Consider the following 18,888-nt stretch of genomic DNA (forward strand, 5'->3'; position numbering starts at 1 on the left):
CCCCGATACCCCGACATCGGCGATTTTTGACGTTTGTCCTCGGCTTGGGTGGGAAACGGCCCGCAATGACGAAACCTCGTGTGGTGATCGTGGGGGCCGGGTTCGCTGGTTACCACGCGGCGAAGGCGTTGAGCCGGATGGCCGGGGACAAGGCCGAGATCGTGGTGCTGAACTCTACCGACTACTTCCTGTACCTGCCGCTGCTGCCGGAGGTGGCGGCTGGCGTGATCGAGCCCAAGCGGATCGCGGTGCCGCTGACCGGGACGCTCAAGGGCGTACGGGTGGTGATCGGTGAGGCGGACCACGTCGACCTGCAGAACCGTTGGGTCGGCTTCACCCAGCGCGAGGGCGACCACAACCGGTTGGCGTACGACCGGCTGGTGCTCGCCGTGGGCAGCGTCAACAAGCTGCTGCCCATCCCCGGAGTGACCGAGTACGCGCACGGCTTCCGTGGCCTGCCCGAGGCCGTCTACCTGCACGACCACATCGTGCGCCAGATCGAGCTGGCCGAGCAGGCCGAGGACCCCGCCGAGCAGCGCGCCCGGTCCACGTTCGTGGTGGTCGGCGCCGGCTACACGGGCACCGAGGTCGCGGCGCACGGGCAGCTGTTCACCGACGCGCTGCACGCCCAACGGCCCCGGCTCACCGTCCGCCCCCGGTGGCTGCTGCTCGACGTCGCGCCCCGGGTGCTGCCCGAGCTGGACAAGAGAATGTCGGACACCTCGCACAAGGTGCTCGACCAGCGCGGGGTGGACGTCCGGATGGGCACCTCGGTCGCCGAGGCGACCTGCGACGGGGTGAAACTCACCGACGGCGAGTACGTGCCCACCTGCACCCTCGTCTGGTGCGTGGGGGTGCGACCCGACCCGTTCGTCAACGAGCTGGGTCTGCGCACCGACCGGGGACGGCTGGTGGTCGACGAGTTCCTCACCGTCCCGGGCTACCCCGAGGTGTACGCCTGCGGCGACGCCGCCGCGGTGCCCGACCTGACCCAACCGGGCGCGGTCTGCGCGATGACCGCCCAACACGCCCAGCGGCAGGGCAAGCTCGCGGCGCACAACATCGCCGCCTCGTACGGGCGCGGCAAGCGCCGGCCGTACAAGCACCACGACCTGGGCTGGGTGGTCGACCTGGGTGGCAAGGACGCGGCGGCGAACCCGTTGCACGTCAACCTGGCCGGGCTGCCGGCGAAGGCGGTCACCCGGGCGTACCACCTGATGGCGATGCCGGGTAACCGGACCCGGGTCGGCGCGGACTGGGCGCTGGACGCGGTGCTGACCCGCCCTGCGGTCCAGCTCGGCCTGGTGCCGGCGAACGCCGTGCCGCTGGAGAGCACGTCACCCGAGGTTGCCGTCCGGTCCCGCTGAGGGGGCCGGGCGGGCCGGCGGCGGCGGGGTGGCGCGGAGCCGGCTCGGGCCGTACTCGCGCACGAGGGCCTGCACGATGCCGGCGGCGGGGATGGCCAGCAGCGCTCCCAACAGGCCGGCCAGCTCCGCCGCGAGCAACACGCTGACCAGCACGGTCAACGGGTTGAGTCGGACCGCGCGGGCCAGGATGACCGGCTGGAGCAGGTGGTTCTCCACCTGCTGGTAGACCACGAAGAAGACCAGCACCACCACACCGGCGGTGGGGGAGTGCAGGAACCCGGCGCCGGCGGCGATCACCGCGCCGAGGGTCGCGCCGACCAGCGGGATCAGGTCGGCGATCGCCACCAGCAGGGCGATCACCGCGGCGAACGGCACCCCGGTGACGACGAGCACCACGAAGGTCAACACTCCGCAGAGCACGCTGATCAGCAGGTTGCCGGTGAGGTAGCCGGTGACGGCGCGGGACACCTCCCGCCCCACGCGGCCCAAACGCTCACCCTGCCCGTCCCCGGCCGCCCGGAGCAGACCGGAAATGATCCGCGGCGCCTCCAACACCATGAGGTACGCCAGCACGATGACCGTGACCAGCCCGGCCACCGTCTCGACGACGCCGCGCAGCACGCCGACGGCGGGTTGCCGCAGCCGGGTGCCGAAGTCCCGTAGCTGCTCGGAGTGCTCGGTGACGTACCGCCGGGCACCGGTGCGCTCCAGCAACTGCCCCACGGGGCCCTTGCCGGCGCGGGCGTCGCGCAGCAGCGTGGGCGCACGGTCGGCGAACCGGGTGAGCTCCTCGATCAGCGGCACCAGGATGACCGCGGCCAGGACGGCCAGCACCAGGAACGTGGCGAGGAAGACCAGCAGCGTGGCGAGCGAGCGCCGCCGCACGAACCGGCGTTGCAACCGGTCGACAAGGGGCTTGAGCGCGACCGCGAAGAAGGCGGCCACCACGGTCCAGACCAGCACCCGGCGGGTCGCGTAGACGAAGGCCAGCGCGAGCACGGTTGCCAGCGCCAGACCGATCACGATCAGGGTCCGGCGCGCCGTCGCCCGATCATCGGTGTTGCGCATCTTCCGCGCCTTCCCCGCGCAAACCCCCGGAAACCCGGCCAATGCCGTGAAGGCCGGCCTGGACCGGGGGAATCAGTGCGGGTCGGCGTCGGTGTCGGGCTGCGCACCGGCCATGAACCCGTCGAGCGCGGCCGCGTGCAGCAGACCCCCGGGCACCGGGTCCCGCAGGGCGGCCACCGCGAGCCGGGCCACCGGCAGCCCACCCGTTCGGGGCGTCGCCGCGAGCACGAGGTTGCCGTAGCGCCGGCCGCGCAGCATCCGTCGGTCGCCGAGGACGCAGACGTCACCGAAGACCGCCCGCAGCGTGGCCACCTGCACCCGCGTGCCGACCAGTGGTGGCAGGTCGGTGACGTTGACCAGGTACAGCCCGTCCGGGCGCAGGGTGCGGGCCACCTCGGCGGCGAACTCGGCGGTGCGTACGTGCCGGGGCATCTGGGCCGCGCGGTAGATGTCGGCGACCACCACGTCGTACTGGGCGGCCGGGGTGGCGGTGAGCGCGGCCCGGGCGTCGTCGACCTCGACCCGTACCTCGGGCGGTAGCGGCGGTAACTCCCGCGCGACCAATTCGACCACCGCCGAATCCCGCTCGACGACCCGCTGCCGGGAGCCGGGGCGGGTGGCGGCCAGCCAGCGAGGCAGCGTCAACGCGCCGCCGCCCAGGTGCAGGACGCTCAGCGGTACGCCCGCCGGGGCCACCAGATCCACCGCCGCGGCGATCCGCCGGACGTACTCGAAATGCAGGTGTCGGGGATCCTCGACATCCACGTACGACTGCTCGACGCCGGCGGAGAGCAGCGTGCGCCCGGTCCGGCGGACCGGGTCGGCGACCAGCTCCAGCCGGTCGGCGGCGCGCTTCATGGTCGGCACGCTAGTCGACGCCGACGGGCCGGCGGAGCGGGGTGTGGCCCCCGCATCCGCCGGCCCCCGGCCAGCACGTCGACGGGTCAGCCGCCGGCCATCCCGGCCCCCATCTCGTCGATCGCGTCGTCGATGGTGTGGGCGAGGTCCACGTCGAGCGCGGTCACCCCATCGGCCTGGTTGGTGCGTAGCGTCAGCACGGCAGCCGTGTCGCCCGGCCGTCCGATGCTCGGGCCGCGCCCGTTCTCCGCGCGCAACCGGTCGAGCCGGTCGAGCACCCGATCCAGGTTGTCCGGCGGCAGCGCCACCACGCGGTACAGGCCCTCGCTGTCGCCCGCCCAGTACGGCAGGTCGTCCAGGGCCGCCGCCAGCTGCCCTTCGTCCAGGGTGGGCGTGGTGGTGGAGGCGCCGACGAGGCCGCCACCGGCGGCGGTCGGGTTCAGCAGGTCCCGCAGGCCGTCGGGGACGTGCAGCGACTCGACCAGGTCGCCGTCGTGGTCGGCGAGCGCGGCGAGCGTCGCCTCCGCCTGGTAGCGGGCCTGCTCCGGGGTGCGGCCACTGATCCGGCTCACCTCCGCGAGGAAGCCGGGCAGGTCCTGGTGCCGTTCGATGCCGTCGACGGGCACCACGTCGTGCAAGGACGCCGGCACCGCCGCGAGCAGTCGTTGCCGCTCGGCGGCCTCCAGGGCGAAGGCCAGGACCAGGACGGTGGCTTCGGCGCCCACCTTGGCCGTCGGGAAGTCGACCCCGGACCGGCGTCGGACCTCGTCGACCAGATCGTGGTAGCCCATCGTGCGCACGCCGTCCGCGCCGCTCGACGAGGACGGTTGCGGACGGGGATTGTCGGCGGTGCCGACCGGCGGCGGGGCTGGCCCACCGCGCGTGGTGTCCGGTTTGTGCCGGCCGGCCGCCGCCGGGCCGGTCCGCTTGCCCTGGTCGAGGCTGGTGAGCTGCTTGGAGGCGCTCAGGCTGGCGCCGAACTCGCTGGGCTGACGGCCCTGCTCGCGGGCCTGCCGGGCCAGCGCCCGGCGCCGCTGGTTGTCGCCCTCCATCTGCTTGCGCATGGTGACACCCCTTCCGCTGGGGATCCGTGGCTGCGTCCCGTCGCCTTCCCGCCGCCCCGGGAGCCGAAACGGACGCTGCTCGAGCGGCTCGGTGGGGCTTCGGGAGGCTTCATCCAACGCGGGTGAGTGCCGCTCACCCGGGTGGGCCGCACGATGGGTCAGGACCAGAGTTCTTCCGAGGTACGCGGAAGGAAGGTCGTCATGAAGCAGATCGTCGAGATCGTCCCCGCCCGTCCGGGCTGGTACGCCCGCTGGCAGCTCACACCCGAGGCCACCCGCTGCTACCCGGTGAGCCTCTGGGCGCTGCTGGAGGAGGCGGACGGAACGGGCCGCGAAGTCATCGGCATGGACTGCGTCGGCCAGTGGCCCGGAGGCGACGACAACGAGGCCGGCGGGGAGTTCGTCCGCTATCTGTACCACACGCCCGATTCGGGCGCGCCCGACGACGTCGACCAGACGCCGACGGTCGAGCTGCGTGAGAGCGGGCCGCGACTGCAGTCGATGACCACAACCTAGACATTCCTCCGGCCCCCGACCCCAGGTCCCAGGGTCGGGGGCCACCGCCGTCCGCGGGACTGTCAGGCCCGCACCGCGCCCTACAGCGGTCGGCGCGCCCCTGCTTATACTTGCCGCACTGCAAACGTCTGGCTGGGTGAGGGGGCAGGGTGACGTTCAGCGTCAGGTACGCCGGCCGCAACGGCGGTGGTGCCTGCCTGCGGCTCGCCGGTGAACTGGACCTGAGCACCGCCCCCGATCTGACCGCCGCGATCGACCGGCTCGCCGACGCCGGCGAGCTCCGGGTGCTGCTCGACCTCACCGATCTCACGTTCTGCGACTCGACCGGGATGGCCGTGTTCGTCCGGGGTGACAACCGGGCCACCGCTGAGGGAGGCTGGTTGCGCGTCACCGGCGCCAACGGTCGGGTCGAGCGGGTGCTGCGGGTCACGGGCCTGGCCGACGTGCTGCGCTACGAAGCGGACACCGTCGACCCGGCGTCCCACAGTGCCCCCTGATGGGCTAGATTTTCCCGCCAACGTTGGTGACCCGTCAGGTCCCGTCCCGCCGACCCCGAAGCAGGTAGTGATGGGCGTAGACAGCCCGCATCCGGTACGCATCCTGGTCGTCGACGATGACCCGGGCGACGTGCTGATGATCGAGGAAGCGTTGGCGGACTCCGACGTCGACAAGGTCATCGACGTGGTCAGCGACGGCGAGGAGGCGATGGAGTTCCTCCGCGCCGAGGGCCGGCACCCCGACGCCCGCCGGCCGGACGTCATCCTGCTGGATCTGAACATGCCCCGGAAGGACGGGCGGCAGGTGCTCGGCGAGGTCAAGCAGGACGAGGACCTGCGGACGATCCCGATCGTGGTGCTGACCACCTCCAACGCGGACACCGACATCGTCGGCAGCTACAGCCTGCAGGCGAATGCGTACGTCACCAAGCCGATCGACCTGGACGACTTCAACGACGTCGTGCGTCGCATCGACGAGTTCTTCGGCCGGGTGGTCGTGCTGCCCAAGCGTCCCTGACCTCGATACCGCGCGGCGCGCTGCCGCGCGCCAAGATCCGCACAACTTCCCTGATGTTGCTGCCTCCGACGCTTCGGAGGCAGCAGTTTCCGTGAAGTTGTGCGGATCTTGGGCGATTCGGATCAGGGGCTCGCTCGATGCGTCACTGGCCGGCCATCCGCGCGGATACTGAACATTTTTTCGGAATCTCCTCGGCCGGTCGCCGCGCGGTCGAGGATCCCAGGTGGGGACAGAAACATCAGCTGCCTGGGGGGCGACACCTATGAGGTTCTCCGTCGTGGGGTCCGGTTACGACCAGCGGCAGGTTGATTCCTGCCTGGATGAGCTGGGCATCCGACTGTCCCGGCTCGCGGCGCGGGCGGAGGGTGCCGCCGCGGCGGGTCGAGAGTGGGACGAGATCCGGCAGGAGGCGACCTGGCTCAGCGGGCTGCTGGAGCGGCTGGACCTGGGCGACGTCGCGGTGACCCGGTACGCGGGCGACGCGGCGCGGCGGGACGCGGCCGACATCCTGGCCCAGGCCCGGGTCACGCTGGACGAGGCTCGCGAGGAGGCCCGGCAGGTGCGCGAGCGGGCGTACGCGGACGCCGTGCAGGCGCGTCGCGACTTCGAGGCGGCGCTGTACGCCCGGCGGCGGCGCGAGGCCTGGGTGGACGAACTCCTCGCCGACGTGACCGTGGAACCGGTGCCCGCCGACACCCCGACCGCGGCGGCCGGCACGGGTGTACCGGCGACCCGGGTGGCGGCGGGCGGTCGGGATGCCGAGGCCGGGCCGCCCTCCGGCTGGGACGGCGCGCGGAGCCACTGACACGCCTGGGACGGCGTGCGGAGCCACTGACGCCCGGCGTGGCCGGTGAGGGCGCTCAGGCGGTGAGCGCCGCCGCTACGGTGGCGGCCCGGTCCTCGTGCTGGGCGTACGCGTCGGGGTAGGCGGAGATCTGCACGGCCTGGGCGGCGGCGGTGACACTCATGTCCTGCCAGCCGATGATCTCGTTGAGCGCCTCGTAGAAGGCCCGGGCGGCGTACGACGGGCGCATCAGCTCGGCCACGGTGCCCCAACCGCTGCTCGGTCGCTGCTGGAACAGCCCGAGCGAGTCGTGGTCGTAGCCGCTGCCCTGGTGCGGGTAGTCCAGCGACTCCGGCAGCACGTCGCTGGCCAGGTTGTAGAGGTTGCTCTCCTGCATGGCGGTGGCCAGCGCCACCACGAGGGCGCGGCGCGGCATCTTCAGCTCCCGGCCGACGTCAACGATGATCTTCGCGTTGTCCATCTGGAGCTGGTCGAGACCGGCGACCGGCCGGGGGCGGCGGGGCTTGGTCGGCTTCTTGGGCGCCTTGCGCACGACCTTGGGGGTCGGCTTCGCCGTCGGCGTGGGGATGACCCGCCGCGGGTAGACGTCCCGCTCCAGCGACCGGGAAGCGGGCTCGTCGGCCCTCGCGGCGCGGTCGGCCACTGCCTGAGCCAGCGGCTCCTCGGTGCGGTCCGTCTGCTCGCCCTCCGCGGCGCTGGCGACCGCGACGAGGCCGAGGCAGCAGGTGAGGCCGGTGGCCAGGGCCACCCGGAGTGGGGTCGAGCCGCGCAGGGCGCGGCGGGGCGTCTCGAAAGCCCGGTGACGACCAATGGGCCGTTCGGTTGATGCGGTGTCGCCCGTACGGGTGGCGGGGCGCGCGTCGGTCAGCTTCTGGTTGGAGGCGTCGTCGGCAGGCACCCGCCGAGGCTAGAGGTGAAGCCGTCTCGTGCGATAGGCCCGGTCCGTGGCATGCGCCACAATTTGCCCGGATCTTCGAGCCCGTAAGGGACGAAGGGTCAGCGCCCGGGCTCAACCTCGCCCATCGGGCCAGACGGTTATTCCCGATATGCCCGGCGGAGACGGGCGCGGCATCGGCCTCCACGCCCGTCTCCAGCCACCCATCGAGACTCCACCATTCGGTCTATGCGGGATCCGCCGAACGGTGGAGCGGTGGCCGACGGTTCAGTGTCGGCCGTTCTCCGCCGGGGTGACGGTCAGCCGGTGTCGGCTGTTGTCTCCGCTGGAGAACGGCCACAGTCGGTCCGCGTACTCGACCAGGTCGGCCAGTTGCTCTCGGCTCAGACCGGCGGACGAGATCGAGGCGTGCACGTCGGCCCGGTACAGGCCCTCGTCGTCGCGCCCCAACTTCGCCTCCGCCCGCACCTGGACCGTGTGCGCCTCATTGGTGATCTCCCCAGCCGCTTCCACCGCCGCGTGGTGCAGGCAGGACGCGAACGCCGCCGCCAGCAACTGCTCCGGCCGTAGCCCGGTGCAGTGCGCCGCCAGCGGGGACGCCAGGGCGGTGGAGAGCCCGCCATCGTCGGTGCGTACGTGGCCGCCCTCGGCGGTCGCGGTGGCCTCATGCAGCCAGGAACTCGGATCCGGCATCGCGTTCCTCCTGTCGCTCACCGGGGGCTACCCGGCCGTCGCCCAGCGAAACGCCACCGGACGTACGGTCAGCGCCCGTCGAACCCCTCCGGCCGGTCGGCCACCGGCACCGCTTCGGTCGCCTCCGCGGCGGCCTGCGCGGTCCACGGCGACGTCGCGGCCGGTTCGCGGGGCGTCGGCACCCCCATCGGCACGTAGACCCGGGCGTCCACGGCCTCGGCCAGCAGGAGCGCGGCGACCAGGCTGGTGGGGCGTTGCGCCGGGTCCTCGGCCAGGCAGGAGCGGCACAGCTCGGCGACCTCCGGCGGGAGCCCGTCGATCTCGGGCAGTGGGTCCGGTGGTCGGCGACGTCGGACACCCAGCAGTTCGCTGGCGGTGGCCGCCCGGTACGGCAGCCGCCCGCTGAGGCAGTAGTAGAGCAGCACACCGAGGGCGTACAGATCCGCCGCCGGGGTGGCCGGCGCCCCCTCCAGCTGCTCCGGCGCCAGGTACGCCGGCGTGCCCATCAACAACCCGTCGGGCAGCGGATCCGTCGTGCCGGTCGAGGTGGCGATGCCGAAGTCGAGCACCTTCACCCCGACGGGGGTGAGCATGACGTTGGCCGGCTTGACGTCGCGGTGCACGATGCCGTGCGCGTGCGCGGCGGCCAGCGCCGCACACACCTCCGCGCACACCCGGACCGCGATCCGCCAGTCCAGCGGCCCGGCCCGCAGGTGCGCGGCGAGCGTCTCACCCTCGACCAGCTCCATGACGATGTAGGGCGCCAGGTGACCGGGCAGCGTCGCGGACGTGCCGAAGTCGTGCACGCTCGCCACGTTCGGGTGCACCAGGCAGGCCGCCGAGCGGGCCTCGGCGCGGATCCGCTCCACCGTGCCGTGGTGGCCCTCCGGGCCCGGCGAGATCAGCTTCACCGCGACCGGCCGGTCCAGCACCCGGTCGTGGGCTCGCCACACCTCGGACATCCCGCCCACGCCGACGCGCTGTTCGAGCTGGTACCGCCCGTCCAGCGCACGCATCGACCGCTCCTCGTCCTCGTCCGACCACCGCAGGTGGTTCCGATCGCGGTACCCGGGCTCGGAACAGGGCAAACCGGGGCCGGGCACGCCGCTGCGGGGGCGGTGGTCGGTGCGGTAACTTGCGAGCCAGGGCCGGTGTCACCGGACGTGCCGGCACGGTCACCCTGGGAGACGCCGCGATGAGCGAGGTCACCGTACGCTTCGTCGGCGGGCCCGCCAACGGCCTGGTTCGGCCGCTGCCGGCCGGGCCCGACGGCGCCCCGCCCCCGCGCTGGATCATGCGGCACCCGGACGGGACCGGGCCGGTGCAGGCCGGCCCCGACCACCTCTACGAACGCGACCAGCCCGACGACGCGGGCGGCTGGAGCATGCGGTTCGTCCGCACCGACCCGCTCGGGATGTCCGAGTGACCCCGGGGCGGAGCTGACCGGCGGTGCGCTCGCGACCCGGCCGCACAGCTGGCACACAGGTGCCGCCGAGGCCCGGCACAGGCGCCGCGGCCACGATGGGGGACATGGTCATGGACAGGCAGGTCGCGCCGGGCCGGATCGAGCTGCGCCGACCGGACGGCGAACCCGTCCGGGTGCTGGTGGTCGACGACGAACCGACGCTCACCGACCTGCTGTCGATGGCGCTGCGCTACGAGGGCTGGCAGGTCCGCAGCGCCGGCAACGGCGTGGCGGCGCTGAACACCGCGCGACAGTTCCAGCCGGACGCCGTGATCCTCGACGTGATGCTGCCCGACCTGGACGGCTTCCAGGTGCTACGCCGGCTACGCGAGCACGCCCCGACCGTGCCGGTGCTCTTCCTGACCGCCCGCGACGCGGTCGAGGAGCGCATCGCCGGGCTGACCGTCGGCGGCGACGACTACGTCACCAAGCCGTTCAGCCTGGAGGAGGTCATCGCCCGGCTGCGCGCGCTGCTGCGCCGGTCCGGCTTCGCGATCGCCGCCCGGGAGGACGCCGTGCTGACCGTCGGCGACCTCAGCCTCGACGAGGACAGCCACGAGGTACGCCGCGACGGCCAGCTGGTCACGCTCACCGCGACCGAGTTCGAGCTGCTGCGCTACCTCATGCGCAACCCGCGTCGGGTGCTCAGCAAGGCGCAGATCCTCGACCGGGTCTGGAACTACGACTTCGGTGGCCAGGCCAACGTGGTGGAGCTCTACATCTCGTACCTGCGCAAGAAGATCGACGCCGGCCGGGCGCCGATGATCCACACGTTGCGCGGCGCCGGGTATGTCCTCAAGCCCGCCGAGTGACCCCGCCGACCGACCGCGTCGCCGGCCTGGCCAGAGGGCCCGCCGCTGGCTGGCCGGCCGGTCGCTGCGTACCCGTCTGGTGCTCGCCCTCGTCGCGCTGCTGGCGCTGGTCAGCATCGCCATCGGCGGGCTCACCACGGTGGCGCTGCGGCACTTCCTGATCGACCGGCTCGACGCCCAACTGGCTCCCGCCTCGACGCCCTGGGGTGATCGCCCCGGCCGGCCGGCCTACCCGGCCGCCCGCCCGGGCATCCCGCCCGGCTCACCGCCCGGCACGGTGGTCGCCGACATCACCGACGGTCGCGTGACGGCTGCGTCGACCCTGACCCGCAGCCCGTCCAGCAAGGACCGCTTCCCCGACGAGGAGGCCGTCCCGGCCGCCGAGGTCGCCGCGCTGGCCGACCTGCCGGTCGACGCCACGCCACGCACCGTCGACCTCGGCGCACGCGGCGACTACCGGGCCGTCGCCCGCCAGCAGTTCCGGGACGGCACGGTACGGGTCGTCGCACTGCCGCTTGCCGGTGTGCAGGAGACCGTCTGGGCGTTGGTCGCCGCGCAGGCCGGGGTGGCCGCCGTCGGACTGCTCATCGCCGGCGCTGCCGGCGCGCTGATCGTCCGGGCCACGCTGCGCCCGCTGAACCGGGTGGCCGCCACCGCGACCCGGGTCACCGAGCTGCCGCTGGACCGGGGCGAGGTGGCGCTCGCCGTCCGCGTCCCGGCCGCCGACACCGATCCGCGTACCGAGGTCGGCCAGGTCGGCGCGGCGCTCAACCGGATGCTCGGCCACGTCGCCGACGCGCTCGCCGCCCGGCAGGCCAGCGAGACGCGGGTACGCCAGTTCGTCGCCGACGCCAGCCACGAACTGCGGACGCCGCTGGCCGCCATCCGCGGGTACGCCGAGGTGGCCCGGCGCGGCCGCGACGAGGTCCCCGCCGACGTGGCGCACGCACTGCGTCGGGTGGAGTCGGAGAGCACCCGGATGACCAGCCTCGTCGACGACCTGCTGCTGCTCGCCCGGCTGGACTCCGGACGCCCACTCGCCCTCGAACCGGTCGACCTGTCCGCCCTGGTGGTGGACGCGGTCAGCGACGCGCACGTGGCCGGCCCCGAGCACCGCTGGCAGCTCGACCTGCCCGAGGTGCAGATCCGGATCCCCGGTGACGCCGCCCGACTGCACCAGGTGGTGGCGAACCTGCTGGCCAACGCCCGCGTGCACACTCCGCCCGGCACGGCCGTCACCACCATGCTGACCGTCGAGGCGACCGCTGCCGTGCTCACCGTCGCCGACAATGGCCCCGGCGTGCCGGCGGAGCTGCAACCGGAGCTGTTCGAACGGTTCGCCCGCGGCGACAGCTCCCGGTCCCGCGCGCACGGCAGCACCGGCCTCGGCCTGGCGATCGTGGCGGCGGTGGTGGAGGCTCACCACGGCACGGTCACGGTGGACAGCCAGCCGGGGCGGACCGCTTTCACCGTACGGCTGCCCGATCCCACAGCTGACGCATAGTCGGCGCACGGCGACGGGCCAGGCCAGCCGAAGAGGCTGACCACATGGACACCACAGAGGCACTGCCGCCCGCACCAGCCGAGCCCGACGCGGCGCTGCCACCGCAGACCACGCGCCCCGAGGACGAGCACCCGCCGCCCGCATCGCGCCGCTCCCCGGCCTGGACGCTGCCCGCGCTGGCGGCCCTGCTGCTCGGCACCGGCCTGCTCTACCTCTGGAGCCTGGGCGCCTCCGGCTGGGCCAACTCGTTCTACTCGGCGGCCGCGCAGGCCGGCTCGGTGAGCTGGAAGGCGTTCTTCTACGGCTCGTCGGACGCGGCCAACTCGATCACCGTGGACAAGACCCCGGCCTCGCTGTGGCTGATGGCCCTGTCGGTACGGGTCTTCGGGCTGAACAGCTGGGCCATGCTGGTCCCGCAGGCGCTCTGCGGAGTCGCCTCGGTCGGCCTGCTCTACGCCACCGTGAAGCGCTGGTACGGCCCGGCAGCCGGCCTGATCGCCGGCGCGGTACTCGCGGTCACCCCGGTGGCGACGCTGATGTTCCGGTTCAACAACCCCGACGCGCTGCTCATCCTGCTGCTGGTCGGCGGGGCGTACGCGACCGTCCGGGCGATCGAGTCGGCCAGCACCCGGTGGATCGTGCTGGCCGGCGTACTGGTCGGCTTCGGCTTCCTGACCAAGATGCTCCAGGCGTTCCTGGTGGTGCCGGTCTTCGCCGGTGTCTACCTGCTGGCCGCGCCGACCGGGCTGTGGCGGCGGGTTCGACAGGTGCTGCTGGCCGGCTTGGCGGTGGTGGTCGCCGCAGGTTGGTGGGTGGCGATCGTCGAGTTGGTCCCGGCCAGCGCCCGCCCGTACATCGGCGGATCACAGGAGAACAGCATCCTGGAGCTCACCCTCGGCTACAACGGCCTCGGCCGGATCACCGGCGACGAGGTGGGCAGCGTCGGCGGTGGCGGCGCACGGATGGGCGGCGGTGGTGGCCCGTTCTCGGGGCAGACCGGCCTGCTGCGGATGTTCGACGGCGAGGTCGGCGGTCAGATCTCCTGGCTGCTGCCGGCCGCGCTGATCCTGCTGGTCGCCGGCCTGCTGTTCGCCGGTCGGGCCACCCGTACCGACCGCACCCGCGCCGGGCTGCTCCTCTGGGGCGGCTGGCTGCTCGTCACCGGCCTGATCTTCAGCTTCATGTCCGGGATCTTCCACGCCTACTACACCGTGGCACTGGCCCCGGCGATCGGCGCGCTCGTCGGCATCGGCGTGACAATGCTCTGGCGCCAGCGCCGCCCGGTGCCGGGCGACGGCCCGTTGGCGGATGGCGCCGCTGTCGGCCGTCCGGCGGCGTCGGGCGGTGCTCCGGCCGCCGCGCAGCCGACCACGACGAGCGATGCTCCGGCGGCTGGTAGGCGCTGGCAGCGGTGGCGTCCGATGGCCGCCACGGTGACGCTCGCGGGCACGTTGGCGGTGACCGTCTGGTGGGCGTGGGTGCTGCTCGGGCGCAGCCCAAACTGGTCCCCGTGGCTGCGGCCCACCGTGCTGATCGCCGGCCTGGTCGGTGCGGCACTGATCCTGCTGGTCGGCCGGCTGTCGCGCCAAGTGGTGCCGGTGGTGCTGGGCCTGGGTGCGGCGGCGGCGTTGGCCGGTCCGGCGGCGTACGCGGCCCAGACCGCGTCGACCCCGCACACCGGGTCCATCCCGAGCGCCGGCCCGTTCGTGGAGGGCGGTCGAGGCGGCTTTCCCGGCGGTCGACCGGGTGGCGCTCCGGGGTTCCCCGGCGGCGGCCGCAACGGCGGCCAGGCCCAGGGCTTCCCCGGCGGCGCTCCGGGCTTACCCGGCGGCGGCCAGAACGGCGCTCCGGGCTTCCCTGAGGGCGGACAGAGCGGCGCTCCCGGTTTCCCGGGTGGCCTGAACGGCGGCTTCCCCGGCGGCGGGCAGAACGGCGTGCCGGGCTTCCCGGACGGCGGCCAGGACGGCGGCGGGCGGGGTCGTACGGGCGGCGGCGGGATGGGCGGGCTGCTCGACGCCCGTGAGCCCAGCGCCGCGCTGCGGGAGCTGCTGGAGCGGGACAGCGCCTCCTACACCTGGGTGGCGGCGACGGTCGGATCCAACAACGCCTCCGGCTACCAACTGGCCACCGGCGAGCCGGTGATGCCGATCGGCGGGTTCAACGGCAGCGACCCGTCGCCGACCCTCGCGCAGTTCCAGCGGCACGTCGCCGACGGGGAGATCCACTACTTCGTGGGTGGCGGTGGCTTCCGCGCCAACGGTGGCAGCTCCGCCTCGCAGGAGATCGCCGCCTGGGTCGCGGAGACCTTCGAGGCGCAGACCGTGGACGGGGTCACCGTCTACGACCTGAGCACCGGCCGGGTCGCGTCGTGAGCCCGCTCGGCGGACCTCGGGCAGCCGCCCAGTCACGCCCCACCATTCCCGGCGCGGTGCTGGACGTCGTGATCCCGGTCCACAACGAGGAGACCGATCTGGGGCCGTGCGTACGGCGGTTGCACGCGCACCTCAGCGAACACTTCCCGTACCCGTTCCAGATCACCATCGCGGACAACGCCAGCGTGGACGACACCCTGAAGGTGGCCGACGGCCTCGCCCGTGAGCTGCCCGGCGTCGACGTGCTGCACCTGGACGACAAGGGGCGGGGACGGGCGCTGCGGGCGGCCTGGTCCGCGTCGTCCGCGCCGGTGCTGGCGTACATGGACGTGGACCTCTCCACCGACCTGGCGGCGCTGCTGCCGCTGGTAGCGCCGCTCATCTCCGGGCACTCCGACCTGGCGATCGGCACCCGACTGGCCCGCACCTCCCGGGTGGTGCGCGGGGCGAAGCGAGAGGTCATCTCGCGGGCCTACAATCTGCTGCTGCGCGGCGCGCTGGCGGCGCGGTTCTCCGACGCGCAGTGCGGGTTCAAAGCGATCCGGGCGGAGGTGGCAGCTGGGCTGCTGCCGTTGGTGCAGGACACCGGCTGGTTCTTCGACACCGAGCTGCTGGTGCTCGCCCAGCGCGCCGGGCTGCGCATCCACGAGGTGCCGGTGGACTGGGTCGACGACCCGGACAGCCGCGTCGACATCGTGGCCACCGCGCTGGCCGACCTGCGCGGGATGGCCCGGGTGGGCCGGGCGCTGCTGACCGGCGCTCTGCCCCTGACCGAGCTGCGCGCGCAGGTGGGCCGCGCCCCGCTGACCGCGCCACCGGCGCAGGTGCCGGTCGGGCTGCCCCGGCAGCTGATCCGGTTCGCGGCGGTCGGGGTGGCCAGCACGCTGGCGTACCTCCTGCTCTTCGTGGCCACCCGGGGCGTGCTCGGCGCGCAACCGGCGAACCTGCTGGCGTTGCTGGTGACCGCGGTGGCCAACACGGCCGCGAACCGGCGGCTGACGTTCGGCATCACGGGTCGTCGGCACGCCGGCCGGCACCACGCGCAGGGGTTGCTCGCCTTCGCGCTCGGGTTGGCGCTGACCAGTGGCTCGCTGGCCGTGCTGCATGTCGTCGACGCCGAACCGACCCGGCCAGTGGAGCTGACCGTGCTGGTGGCCGCCAACCTGGCCGCCACCGTGCTGCGCTTCGTGCTGCTGCGCCTCGGCATGCACCACCGGAGGGACCAGGAAGCGGATGACGCCAGGGTCAGCGCCAGGGTGTCTCCCTGGGGCGACGGCACCGCCTGACGCGCCAGCGTGAACACCGGGCCTGCCACATCCGACCATTGCGAGGAGCGCACGATGACAACAGCTCAACGTCCCATCGGCTCGGGCTTCGACGCGACCTCCACCACGAAGGACGTCCTGGCGTCGGCCGACCTGACCGGCAAGGTGGCGATCGTGACGGGCGCCAACTCCGGGTTGGGGTTGCAGACGGCGCTGGCACTGGGGTCGGCGGGCGCCCATGTCGTGGTCCTCGACCGCGACACCGCCAACGCCCGGACCGTGTTGGCCGGCGTGTCCGCCGAGTACGCGACGATGGACCTCAGCGACCCGTCGTCGATCGACACGGTGGCCGAGGAGTTCGTCGCCTCCGGCCGGGCCGCGCACATCCTGGTGGAGTCCGCCGGGATCATGGCCGCACCGCTCGGCCGGGACTCGCGCGGCAACGAACTGCAGCTTTCGATCAACTACCTCGGGCACTTCCAGCTCGCGGCCCGGCTGTGGCCGGCGTTGCGGGCCGCCGAGGGCGCACGCGTCGTCAGCCTCACCTCTCTCGGGCACCGCCACTCACCCGTCAGGTTCGACGACCCGAACTTCGAGCACCGCGAGTACGACCCGTGGTCGGGCTACGGGCAGTCCAAGACCGCGATGTCGCTGTTCGCGGTGGAGCTGGACCGGCGAGGACAGGCGTACGGGGTGCGCGCGTTCGCCGCCCACCCGGGCAGCATCGTCGCGACGGGGTTGAAGCAGTATCTGACGACCGAGCAGCTCGCCGCCGCCGGCATGGTCAACCCCGATGGAAGCCCGATCCTCGACCCGACCAAGCAGCTCAAGACACCCGAGCAGGGTGCGGCGACGCCGGTGTGGTGCGCGACGAGCCCGCAGCTCGCCGGCCTGGGCGGCGTGTACTGCGAGAACTGCGACATCGCCGAGATCGTGCAGCCCGCCGCTGCCGACACCGCGGACCTCGGTGACTTCAACGACCTCGACGGCGTTCTGCCGTACGCGGTCGACGCCCACGAGGCCGAGCGCCTGTGGGAGCTCAGCGAGAAGCTGACCGGCGTGCGCTTCCTGTAGAGCCAGGGCCGGTCAGGCGCCCAGCACCTCCGCGAGGACCTCGACGACGCGCCGCGCGTGGCGCCCGTCGGGGTCCTCGTCGGCGTTCAGGTCGGTGACGCTCATGCCGAGCAGCCGGTCGGCGCGGGCCAGCGGCGTGACCAGCGCGATGAGGTCCGGCCAGCGCAGCCCGTCCGGCTCGGGATAGCTCACCGCCGGCAGGTCGCGCGGGTCCACGGCGTCCAGGTCGAGGTGCAGCCAGGCCGGTCCGTCCCCACCGGCGGCCAGGGTCATCCCGACCGTCCCGGCGCCCCGACGCAGCAGCTCCGCGGCGGGTAGTTGCCGGATCGCCGGGTCGATCCGGGCCACCTCGACCCGACCGCTCTCGTCGGCCGACGGTCGGTGCCCGAGCAGGTGCACCCGGCCGGGGTCGAGGAGCGCGCCGTCCTGCCCGATGGCGGCGGCCGGGCCGTGCCCCGTGACCACCGACAGATCCATGTCGGCGGCCTCACCGGTCGGGGAGGTCGCGCCGTCGAGGAAATCCGGGTGGGCGTCGACGAACCACAGCTCCGTCGTCGGGGGCAACGACCGGCAGATGCCGGGCAGGATCGCGCAGTCGCCGCCGAGCACCATCGGCCGCCGCTCACCGCCGAGCAGGGCCGCGATCCGGTCGGTGACGGCGGCTCCGGCCCGGCGCAGGCCAGCGGCGCCGATCAGGCCGCTCGCCGCGTCCCGGACGGGGTCGCGCAGCCGCGCCTCGTCCACCACGCCGCCGTCGTGAGCGGCCAGGGCATCCACCAGGCCCGCGCGGCGCAGGGCAGCCGGCGCCCGTTCCTCGCCGCGCCCGGCCCCGGAGGAGTCCAGCGGTACGTCGACCACGACCCAGCCCACGTCCGCAGCGTACCGGCGCAGGTCAGCGAGTCGCGGCGTCCGCGAGGATCGCCTCCAGGCGTGCGCGGCACTGGGCGACGAAGGCGGGGTACGTGTGCCGGTAGTACGAGAGGCCGGCGAGGCCCACCATGACGGCCCAGGCGCGGGCTCGCTCCCAGGTCAGGTCGTCGAGGCTCAGCGCGTCCCAGTAGGCCTGTCGCGCCTGCGCCGGCAGGTCCCAGACCGGGGCGTGCTCGGCGTCCGGGAACCCGACTGAGAGACCGCCGAAGTCGATGACCGCGTGCAGCTTGCCGCCCTGCACCAGGACGTTGGTGGGCCGCAGGTCGCCGTGCAGCCAGACCTGCGGCCCGGAGGGCTCCGGCAGGGCGAGCGCCGCGCGCCACAGCCGCTCCAGGGCGTCGAAGTCGATCCCCTCGTCCCCGGCGGCCCGACAGTCCTCGAGGTACGGGATGACCCACTCGTCGGCCGGCTGGAGGGGGCCGCCGCGGTACCAACTGAGCGCGCCCGTGCGGGTCGCACCCATCAGGTCGACCGCGTGCAGCTCCCGGACGAACGCGGCCAGGTCGACCCCGAAGGCGGCCCAGTCCTGGACCGTGTCCGAGTGGGGTTCCTGCCCGTCGATCCAGCGGTAGACCGACCAGGGGAGTGGAAACTCGGCAATGGGCGTGCCGGCGTGCACGGGTTCCGGGATCGCGCGGGTGAGCAGCGGTGCCAGCCGGGGCAGCCACTCCTGCTCCTTGCGCAGGGACCGCACCTTGTCGGCCGTGCGCGGCAGTCGCAGGAGCAGGTCGTCACCGAGCCGGTGCATGGTGTTGTCGGTGCCCCCTCCCGCCAACGACAAGGGCAGGTCGGCCCACTGCGGGCACTGCGCCCGCAACAGCGCGCGGAGAACCGCCTCGTCGACCGGGATCTCACCCTCATGCATCGTCACGGCGGAGATCTTTCCGTCGTACGACCGGGAAAGACAGTGATTTCTGACAGCGCTTCGCAGCCGGCGCGTACGGTGGGACAAGTCCGGCTTTCTGGGTCAAAAGCCTCATCGCTACGTGCCCGGGACGCCGGTGTGGAGACCGGCGAGGGGAAGGAGCGATCAGTGACCCATCTGGCCTATCTGGACGCGGGATCCGGCAGCCTGATCGTGCAGGCGGTCGTCGGCGGGGTGGCCGGCGTCGCGGTCGCCGCCAAGCTCTACTGGCGGCGTCTGGTCGACCGGTTCCGCCGCCAGCCCACCGACCAACCGTGAGCT

The 18,888-nt window shown here is 73.2% G+C and carries 20 protein-coding genes; 12 read left to right on the forward strand and 8 right to left on the reverse strand.

The features are described 5' to 3' along the window. The first annotated feature begins 65 nt into the window (after positions 1 to 65). Positions 66 to 1,367, forward strand: coding sequence for an NAD(P)/FAD-dependent oxidoreductase (locus tag V6V47_RS18115; RefSeq protein WP_334629441.1), 1,302 nt, complete (start codon positions 66 to 68; stop codon positions 1,365 to 1,367). Here V6V47_RS18115 and V6V47_RS18120 read toward each other — a convergent pair. From V6V47_RS18120 to V6V47_RS18130, 3 genes are all read right to left on the reverse strand, one after another. Continuing rightward, positions 1,338 to 2,435, reverse strand: coding sequence for an AI-2E family transporter (locus tag V6V47_RS18120; protein ID WP_334629442.1), 1,098 nt, complete (start codon positions 2,433 to 2,435; stop codon positions 1,338 to 1,340). The genes V6V47_RS18115 and V6V47_RS18120 overlap by 30 nt on opposite strands. A 72-nt stretch (positions 2,436 to 2,507) precedes the next feature. After that, the gene (locus tag V6V47_RS18125) at positions 2,508 to 3,293 is read right to left on the reverse strand and encodes a spermidine synthase (protein WP_334629443.1); all 786 of its coding nucleotides are present in this window, start codon (positions 3,291 to 3,293) and stop codon (positions 2,508 to 2,510) included. An 86-nt stretch (positions 3,294 to 3,379) separates the two neighbouring features. After that, positions 3,380 to 4,357 (reverse strand): DUF2267 domain-containing protein, encoded by a 978-nt coding sequence (locus tag V6V47_RS18130; RefSeq protein WP_334629444.1) that lies wholly within the window; start codon positions 4,355 to 4,357, stop codon positions 3,380 to 3,382. A gap of 201 nt (positions 4,358 to 4,558) precedes the next feature. Between V6V47_RS18130 and V6V47_RS18135 the strand changes: the two genes are divergently transcribed. The 4 genes from V6V47_RS18135 (at position 4,559) to V6V47_RS18150 (ending at position 6,692) form a co-directional block, all read left to right on the forward strand. Further along, positions 4,559 to 4,873 carry a hypothetical protein gene (locus V6V47_RS18135; protein ID WP_334629445.1) on the forward strand — a complete coding sequence of 105 codons (315 nt, stop codon included), beginning with the start codon at positions 4,559 to 4,561 and terminating at the stop codon, positions 4,871 to 4,873. Between the two features lie 149 nt (positions 4,874 to 5,022). Then, positions 5,023 to 5,370, forward strand: coding sequence for an STAS domain-containing protein (locus V6V47_RS18140; RefSeq protein ID WP_334629446.1), 348 nt, complete (start codon positions 5,023 to 5,025; stop codon positions 5,368 to 5,370). 70 nt (positions 5,371 to 5,440) lie between these two features. Beyond that, positions 5,441 to 5,887 (forward strand): response regulator, encoded by a 447-nt coding sequence (locus tag V6V47_RS18145; protein WP_334629447.1) that lies wholly within the window; start codon positions 5,441 to 5,443, stop codon positions 5,885 to 5,887. A gap of 262 nt (positions 5,888 to 6,149) precedes the next feature. After that, positions 6,150 to 6,692, forward strand: coding sequence for an ATPase (locus V6V47_RS18150; RefSeq protein ID WP_334629448.1), 543 nt, complete (start codon positions 6,150 to 6,152; stop codon positions 6,690 to 6,692). 55 nt (positions 6,693 to 6,747) lie between these two features. Here V6V47_RS18150 and V6V47_RS18155 read toward each other — a convergent pair whose 3' ends face one another. The 3 genes from V6V47_RS18155 to V6V47_RS18165 form a co-directional block, all read right to left on the reverse strand. Then, positions 6,748 to 7,590 (reverse strand): hypothetical protein, encoded by an 843-nt coding sequence (locus V6V47_RS18155; RefSeq protein ID WP_334629449.1) that lies wholly within the window; start codon positions 7,588 to 7,590, stop codon positions 6,748 to 6,750. Positions 7,591 to 7,854: 264 nt separating this feature from the next. Then, positions 7,855 to 8,280 (reverse strand): OsmC family protein, encoded by a 426-nt coding sequence (locus V6V47_RS18160; RefSeq protein WP_334629450.1) that lies wholly within the window; start codon positions 8,278 to 8,280, stop codon positions 7,855 to 7,857. A 68-nt stretch (positions 8,281 to 8,348) separates the two neighbouring features. Beyond that, positions 8,349 to 9,296, reverse strand: a complete 948-nt coding sequence (locus V6V47_RS18165) for a serine/threonine-protein kinase (RefSeq protein WP_334629451.1) — start codon at positions 9,294 to 9,296, stop codon at positions 8,349 to 8,351. 179 nt (positions 9,297 to 9,475) lie between these two features. Here V6V47_RS18165 and V6V47_RS18170 point away from each other — a divergent pair, with 179 nt between their 5' ends. The 6 genes from V6V47_RS18170 to V6V47_RS18195 all read left to right on the forward strand — a co-directional run bounded on the left by V6V47_RS18170 (position 9,476) and on the right by V6V47_RS18195 (position 16,772). Further along, entirely contained in the window at positions 9,476 to 9,706 is a 231-nt protein-coding gene (locus V6V47_RS18170) for a hypothetical protein (RefSeq protein WP_334629452.1), read from the forward strand. Between the two features lie 110 nt (positions 9,707 to 9,816). Continuing rightward, the gene (locus tag V6V47_RS18175) at positions 9,817 to 10,557 is read left to right on the forward strand and encodes a response regulator transcription factor (protein WP_442934259.1); all 741 of its coding nucleotides are present in this window, start codon (positions 9,817 to 9,819) and stop codon (positions 10,555 to 10,557) included. 49 nt (positions 10,558 to 10,606) lie between these two features. Continuing rightward, positions 10,607 to 12,061 (forward strand): sensor histidine kinase, encoded by a 1,455-nt coding sequence (locus V6V47_RS18180; protein WP_334629567.1) that lies wholly within the window; start codon positions 10,607 to 10,609, stop codon positions 12,059 to 12,061. Positions 12,062 to 12,105: 44 nt separating this feature from the next. Continuing rightward, positions 12,106 to 14,433 (forward strand): ArnT family glycosyltransferase, encoded by a 2,328-nt coding sequence (locus V6V47_RS18185; protein WP_334629455.1) that lies wholly within the window; start codon positions 12,106 to 12,108, stop codon positions 14,431 to 14,433. Continuing rightward, positions 14,430 to 15,719 carry a glycosyltransferase gene (locus V6V47_RS18190; protein WP_334629456.1) on the forward strand — a complete coding sequence of 430 codons (1,290 nt, stop codon included), beginning with the start codon at positions 14,430 to 14,432 and terminating at the stop codon, positions 15,717 to 15,719. The genes V6V47_RS18185 and V6V47_RS18190 overlap by 4 nt, the downstream gene beginning before the upstream one ends. 54 nt (positions 15,720 to 15,773) lie before the next feature. After that, positions 15,774 to 16,772 carry an SDR family NAD(P)-dependent oxidoreductase gene (locus tag V6V47_RS18195; RefSeq protein ID WP_334629458.1) on the forward strand — a complete coding sequence of 333 codons (999 nt, stop codon included), beginning with the start codon at positions 15,774 to 15,776 and terminating at the stop codon, positions 16,770 to 16,772. Between the two features lie 12 nt (positions 16,773 to 16,784). Here V6V47_RS18195 and V6V47_RS18200 read toward each other — a convergent pair whose 3' ends face one another. Together V6V47_RS18200 and V6V47_RS18205 are read right to left on the reverse strand one after the other, a co-directional pair. Further along, a complete protein-coding gene (locus V6V47_RS18200) occupies positions 16,785 to 17,642 on the reverse strand; it encodes an arginase family protein (protein ID WP_334629459.1) in 858 nt (285 codons plus the stop codon). A 22-nt stretch (positions 17,643 to 17,664) separates the two neighbouring features. Further along, positions 17,665 to 18,567 (reverse strand): aminoglycoside phosphotransferase family protein, encoded by a 903-nt coding sequence (locus V6V47_RS18205; protein ID WP_334629568.1) that lies wholly within the window; start codon positions 18,565 to 18,567, stop codon positions 17,665 to 17,667. Positions 18,568 to 18,735: 168 nt separating this feature from the next. Here V6V47_RS18205 and V6V47_RS18210 point away from each other — a divergent pair, with 168 nt between their 5' ends. Beyond that, positions 18,736 to 18,885, forward strand: a complete 150-nt coding sequence (locus V6V47_RS18210; protein WP_334629460.1) for a hypothetical protein — start codon at positions 18,736 to 18,738, stop codon at positions 18,883 to 18,885. Positions 18,886 to 18,888: the final 3 nt, after the last annotated feature.

Origin of the sequence: Micromonospora sp. CPCC 205539, from assembly GCF_036906815.1 — a bacterium.
GTDB lineage: Bacteria > Actinomycetota > Actinomycetes > Mycobacteriales > Micromonosporaceae > Micromonospora.

Coding starts and splice junctions, on each gene's coding strand:
- V6V47_RS18115 (WP_334629441.1), top strand. CDS start 66: ATGACGAAACCTCGTGTGGTGATCGTGGGGGCCGGGTTCGCTGGTTAC.
- V6V47_RS18120 (WP_334629442.1), bottom strand. CDS start 2,435: ATGCGCAACACCGATGATCGGGCGACGGCGCGCCGGACCCTGATCGTG.
- V6V47_RS18125 (WP_334629443.1), bottom strand. CDS start 3,293: ATGAAGCGCGCCGCCGACCGGCTGGAGCTGGTCGCCGACCCGGTCCGC.
- V6V47_RS18130 (WP_334629444.1), bottom strand. CDS start 4,357: ATGCGCAAGCAGATGGAGGGCGACAACCAGCGGCGCCGGGCGCTGGCC.
- V6V47_RS18135 (WP_334629445.1), top strand. CDS start 4,559: ATGAAGCAGATCGTCGAGATCGTCCCCGCCCGTCCGGGCTGGTACGCC.
- V6V47_RS18145 (WP_334629447.1), top strand. CDS start 5,441: ATGGGCGTAGACAGCCCGCATCCGGTACGCATCCTGGTCGTCGACGAT.
- V6V47_RS18150 (WP_334629448.1), top strand. CDS start 6,150: ATGAGGTTCTCCGTCGTGGGGTCCGGTTACGACCAGCGGCAGGTTGAT.
- V6V47_RS18160 (WP_334629450.1), bottom strand. CDS start 8,280: ATGCCGGATCCGAGTTCCTGGCTGCATGAGGCCACCGCGACCGCCGAG.
- V6V47_RS18165 (WP_334629451.1), bottom strand. CDS start 9,296: ATGCGTGCGCTGGACGGGCGGTACCAGCTCGAACAGCGCGTCGGCGTG.
- V6V47_RS18170 (WP_334629452.1), top strand. CDS start 9,476: ATGAGCGAGGTCACCGTACGCTTCGTCGGCGGGCCCGCCAACGGCCTG.
- V6V47_RS18175 (WP_442934259.1), top strand. CDS start 9,817: ATGGACAGGCAGGTCGCGCCGGGCCGGATCGAGCTGCGCCGACCGGAC.
- V6V47_RS18185 (WP_334629455.1), top strand. CDS start 12,106: ATGGACACCACAGAGGCACTGCCGCCCGCACCAGCCGAGCCCGACGCG.
- V6V47_RS18195 (WP_334629458.1), top strand. CDS start 15,774: ATGACAACAGCTCAACGTCCCATCGGCTCGGGCTTCGACGCGACCTCC.
- V6V47_RS18205 (WP_334629568.1), bottom strand. CDS start 18,567: ATGCATGAGGGTGAGATCCCGGTCGACGAGGCGGTTCTCCGCGCGCTG.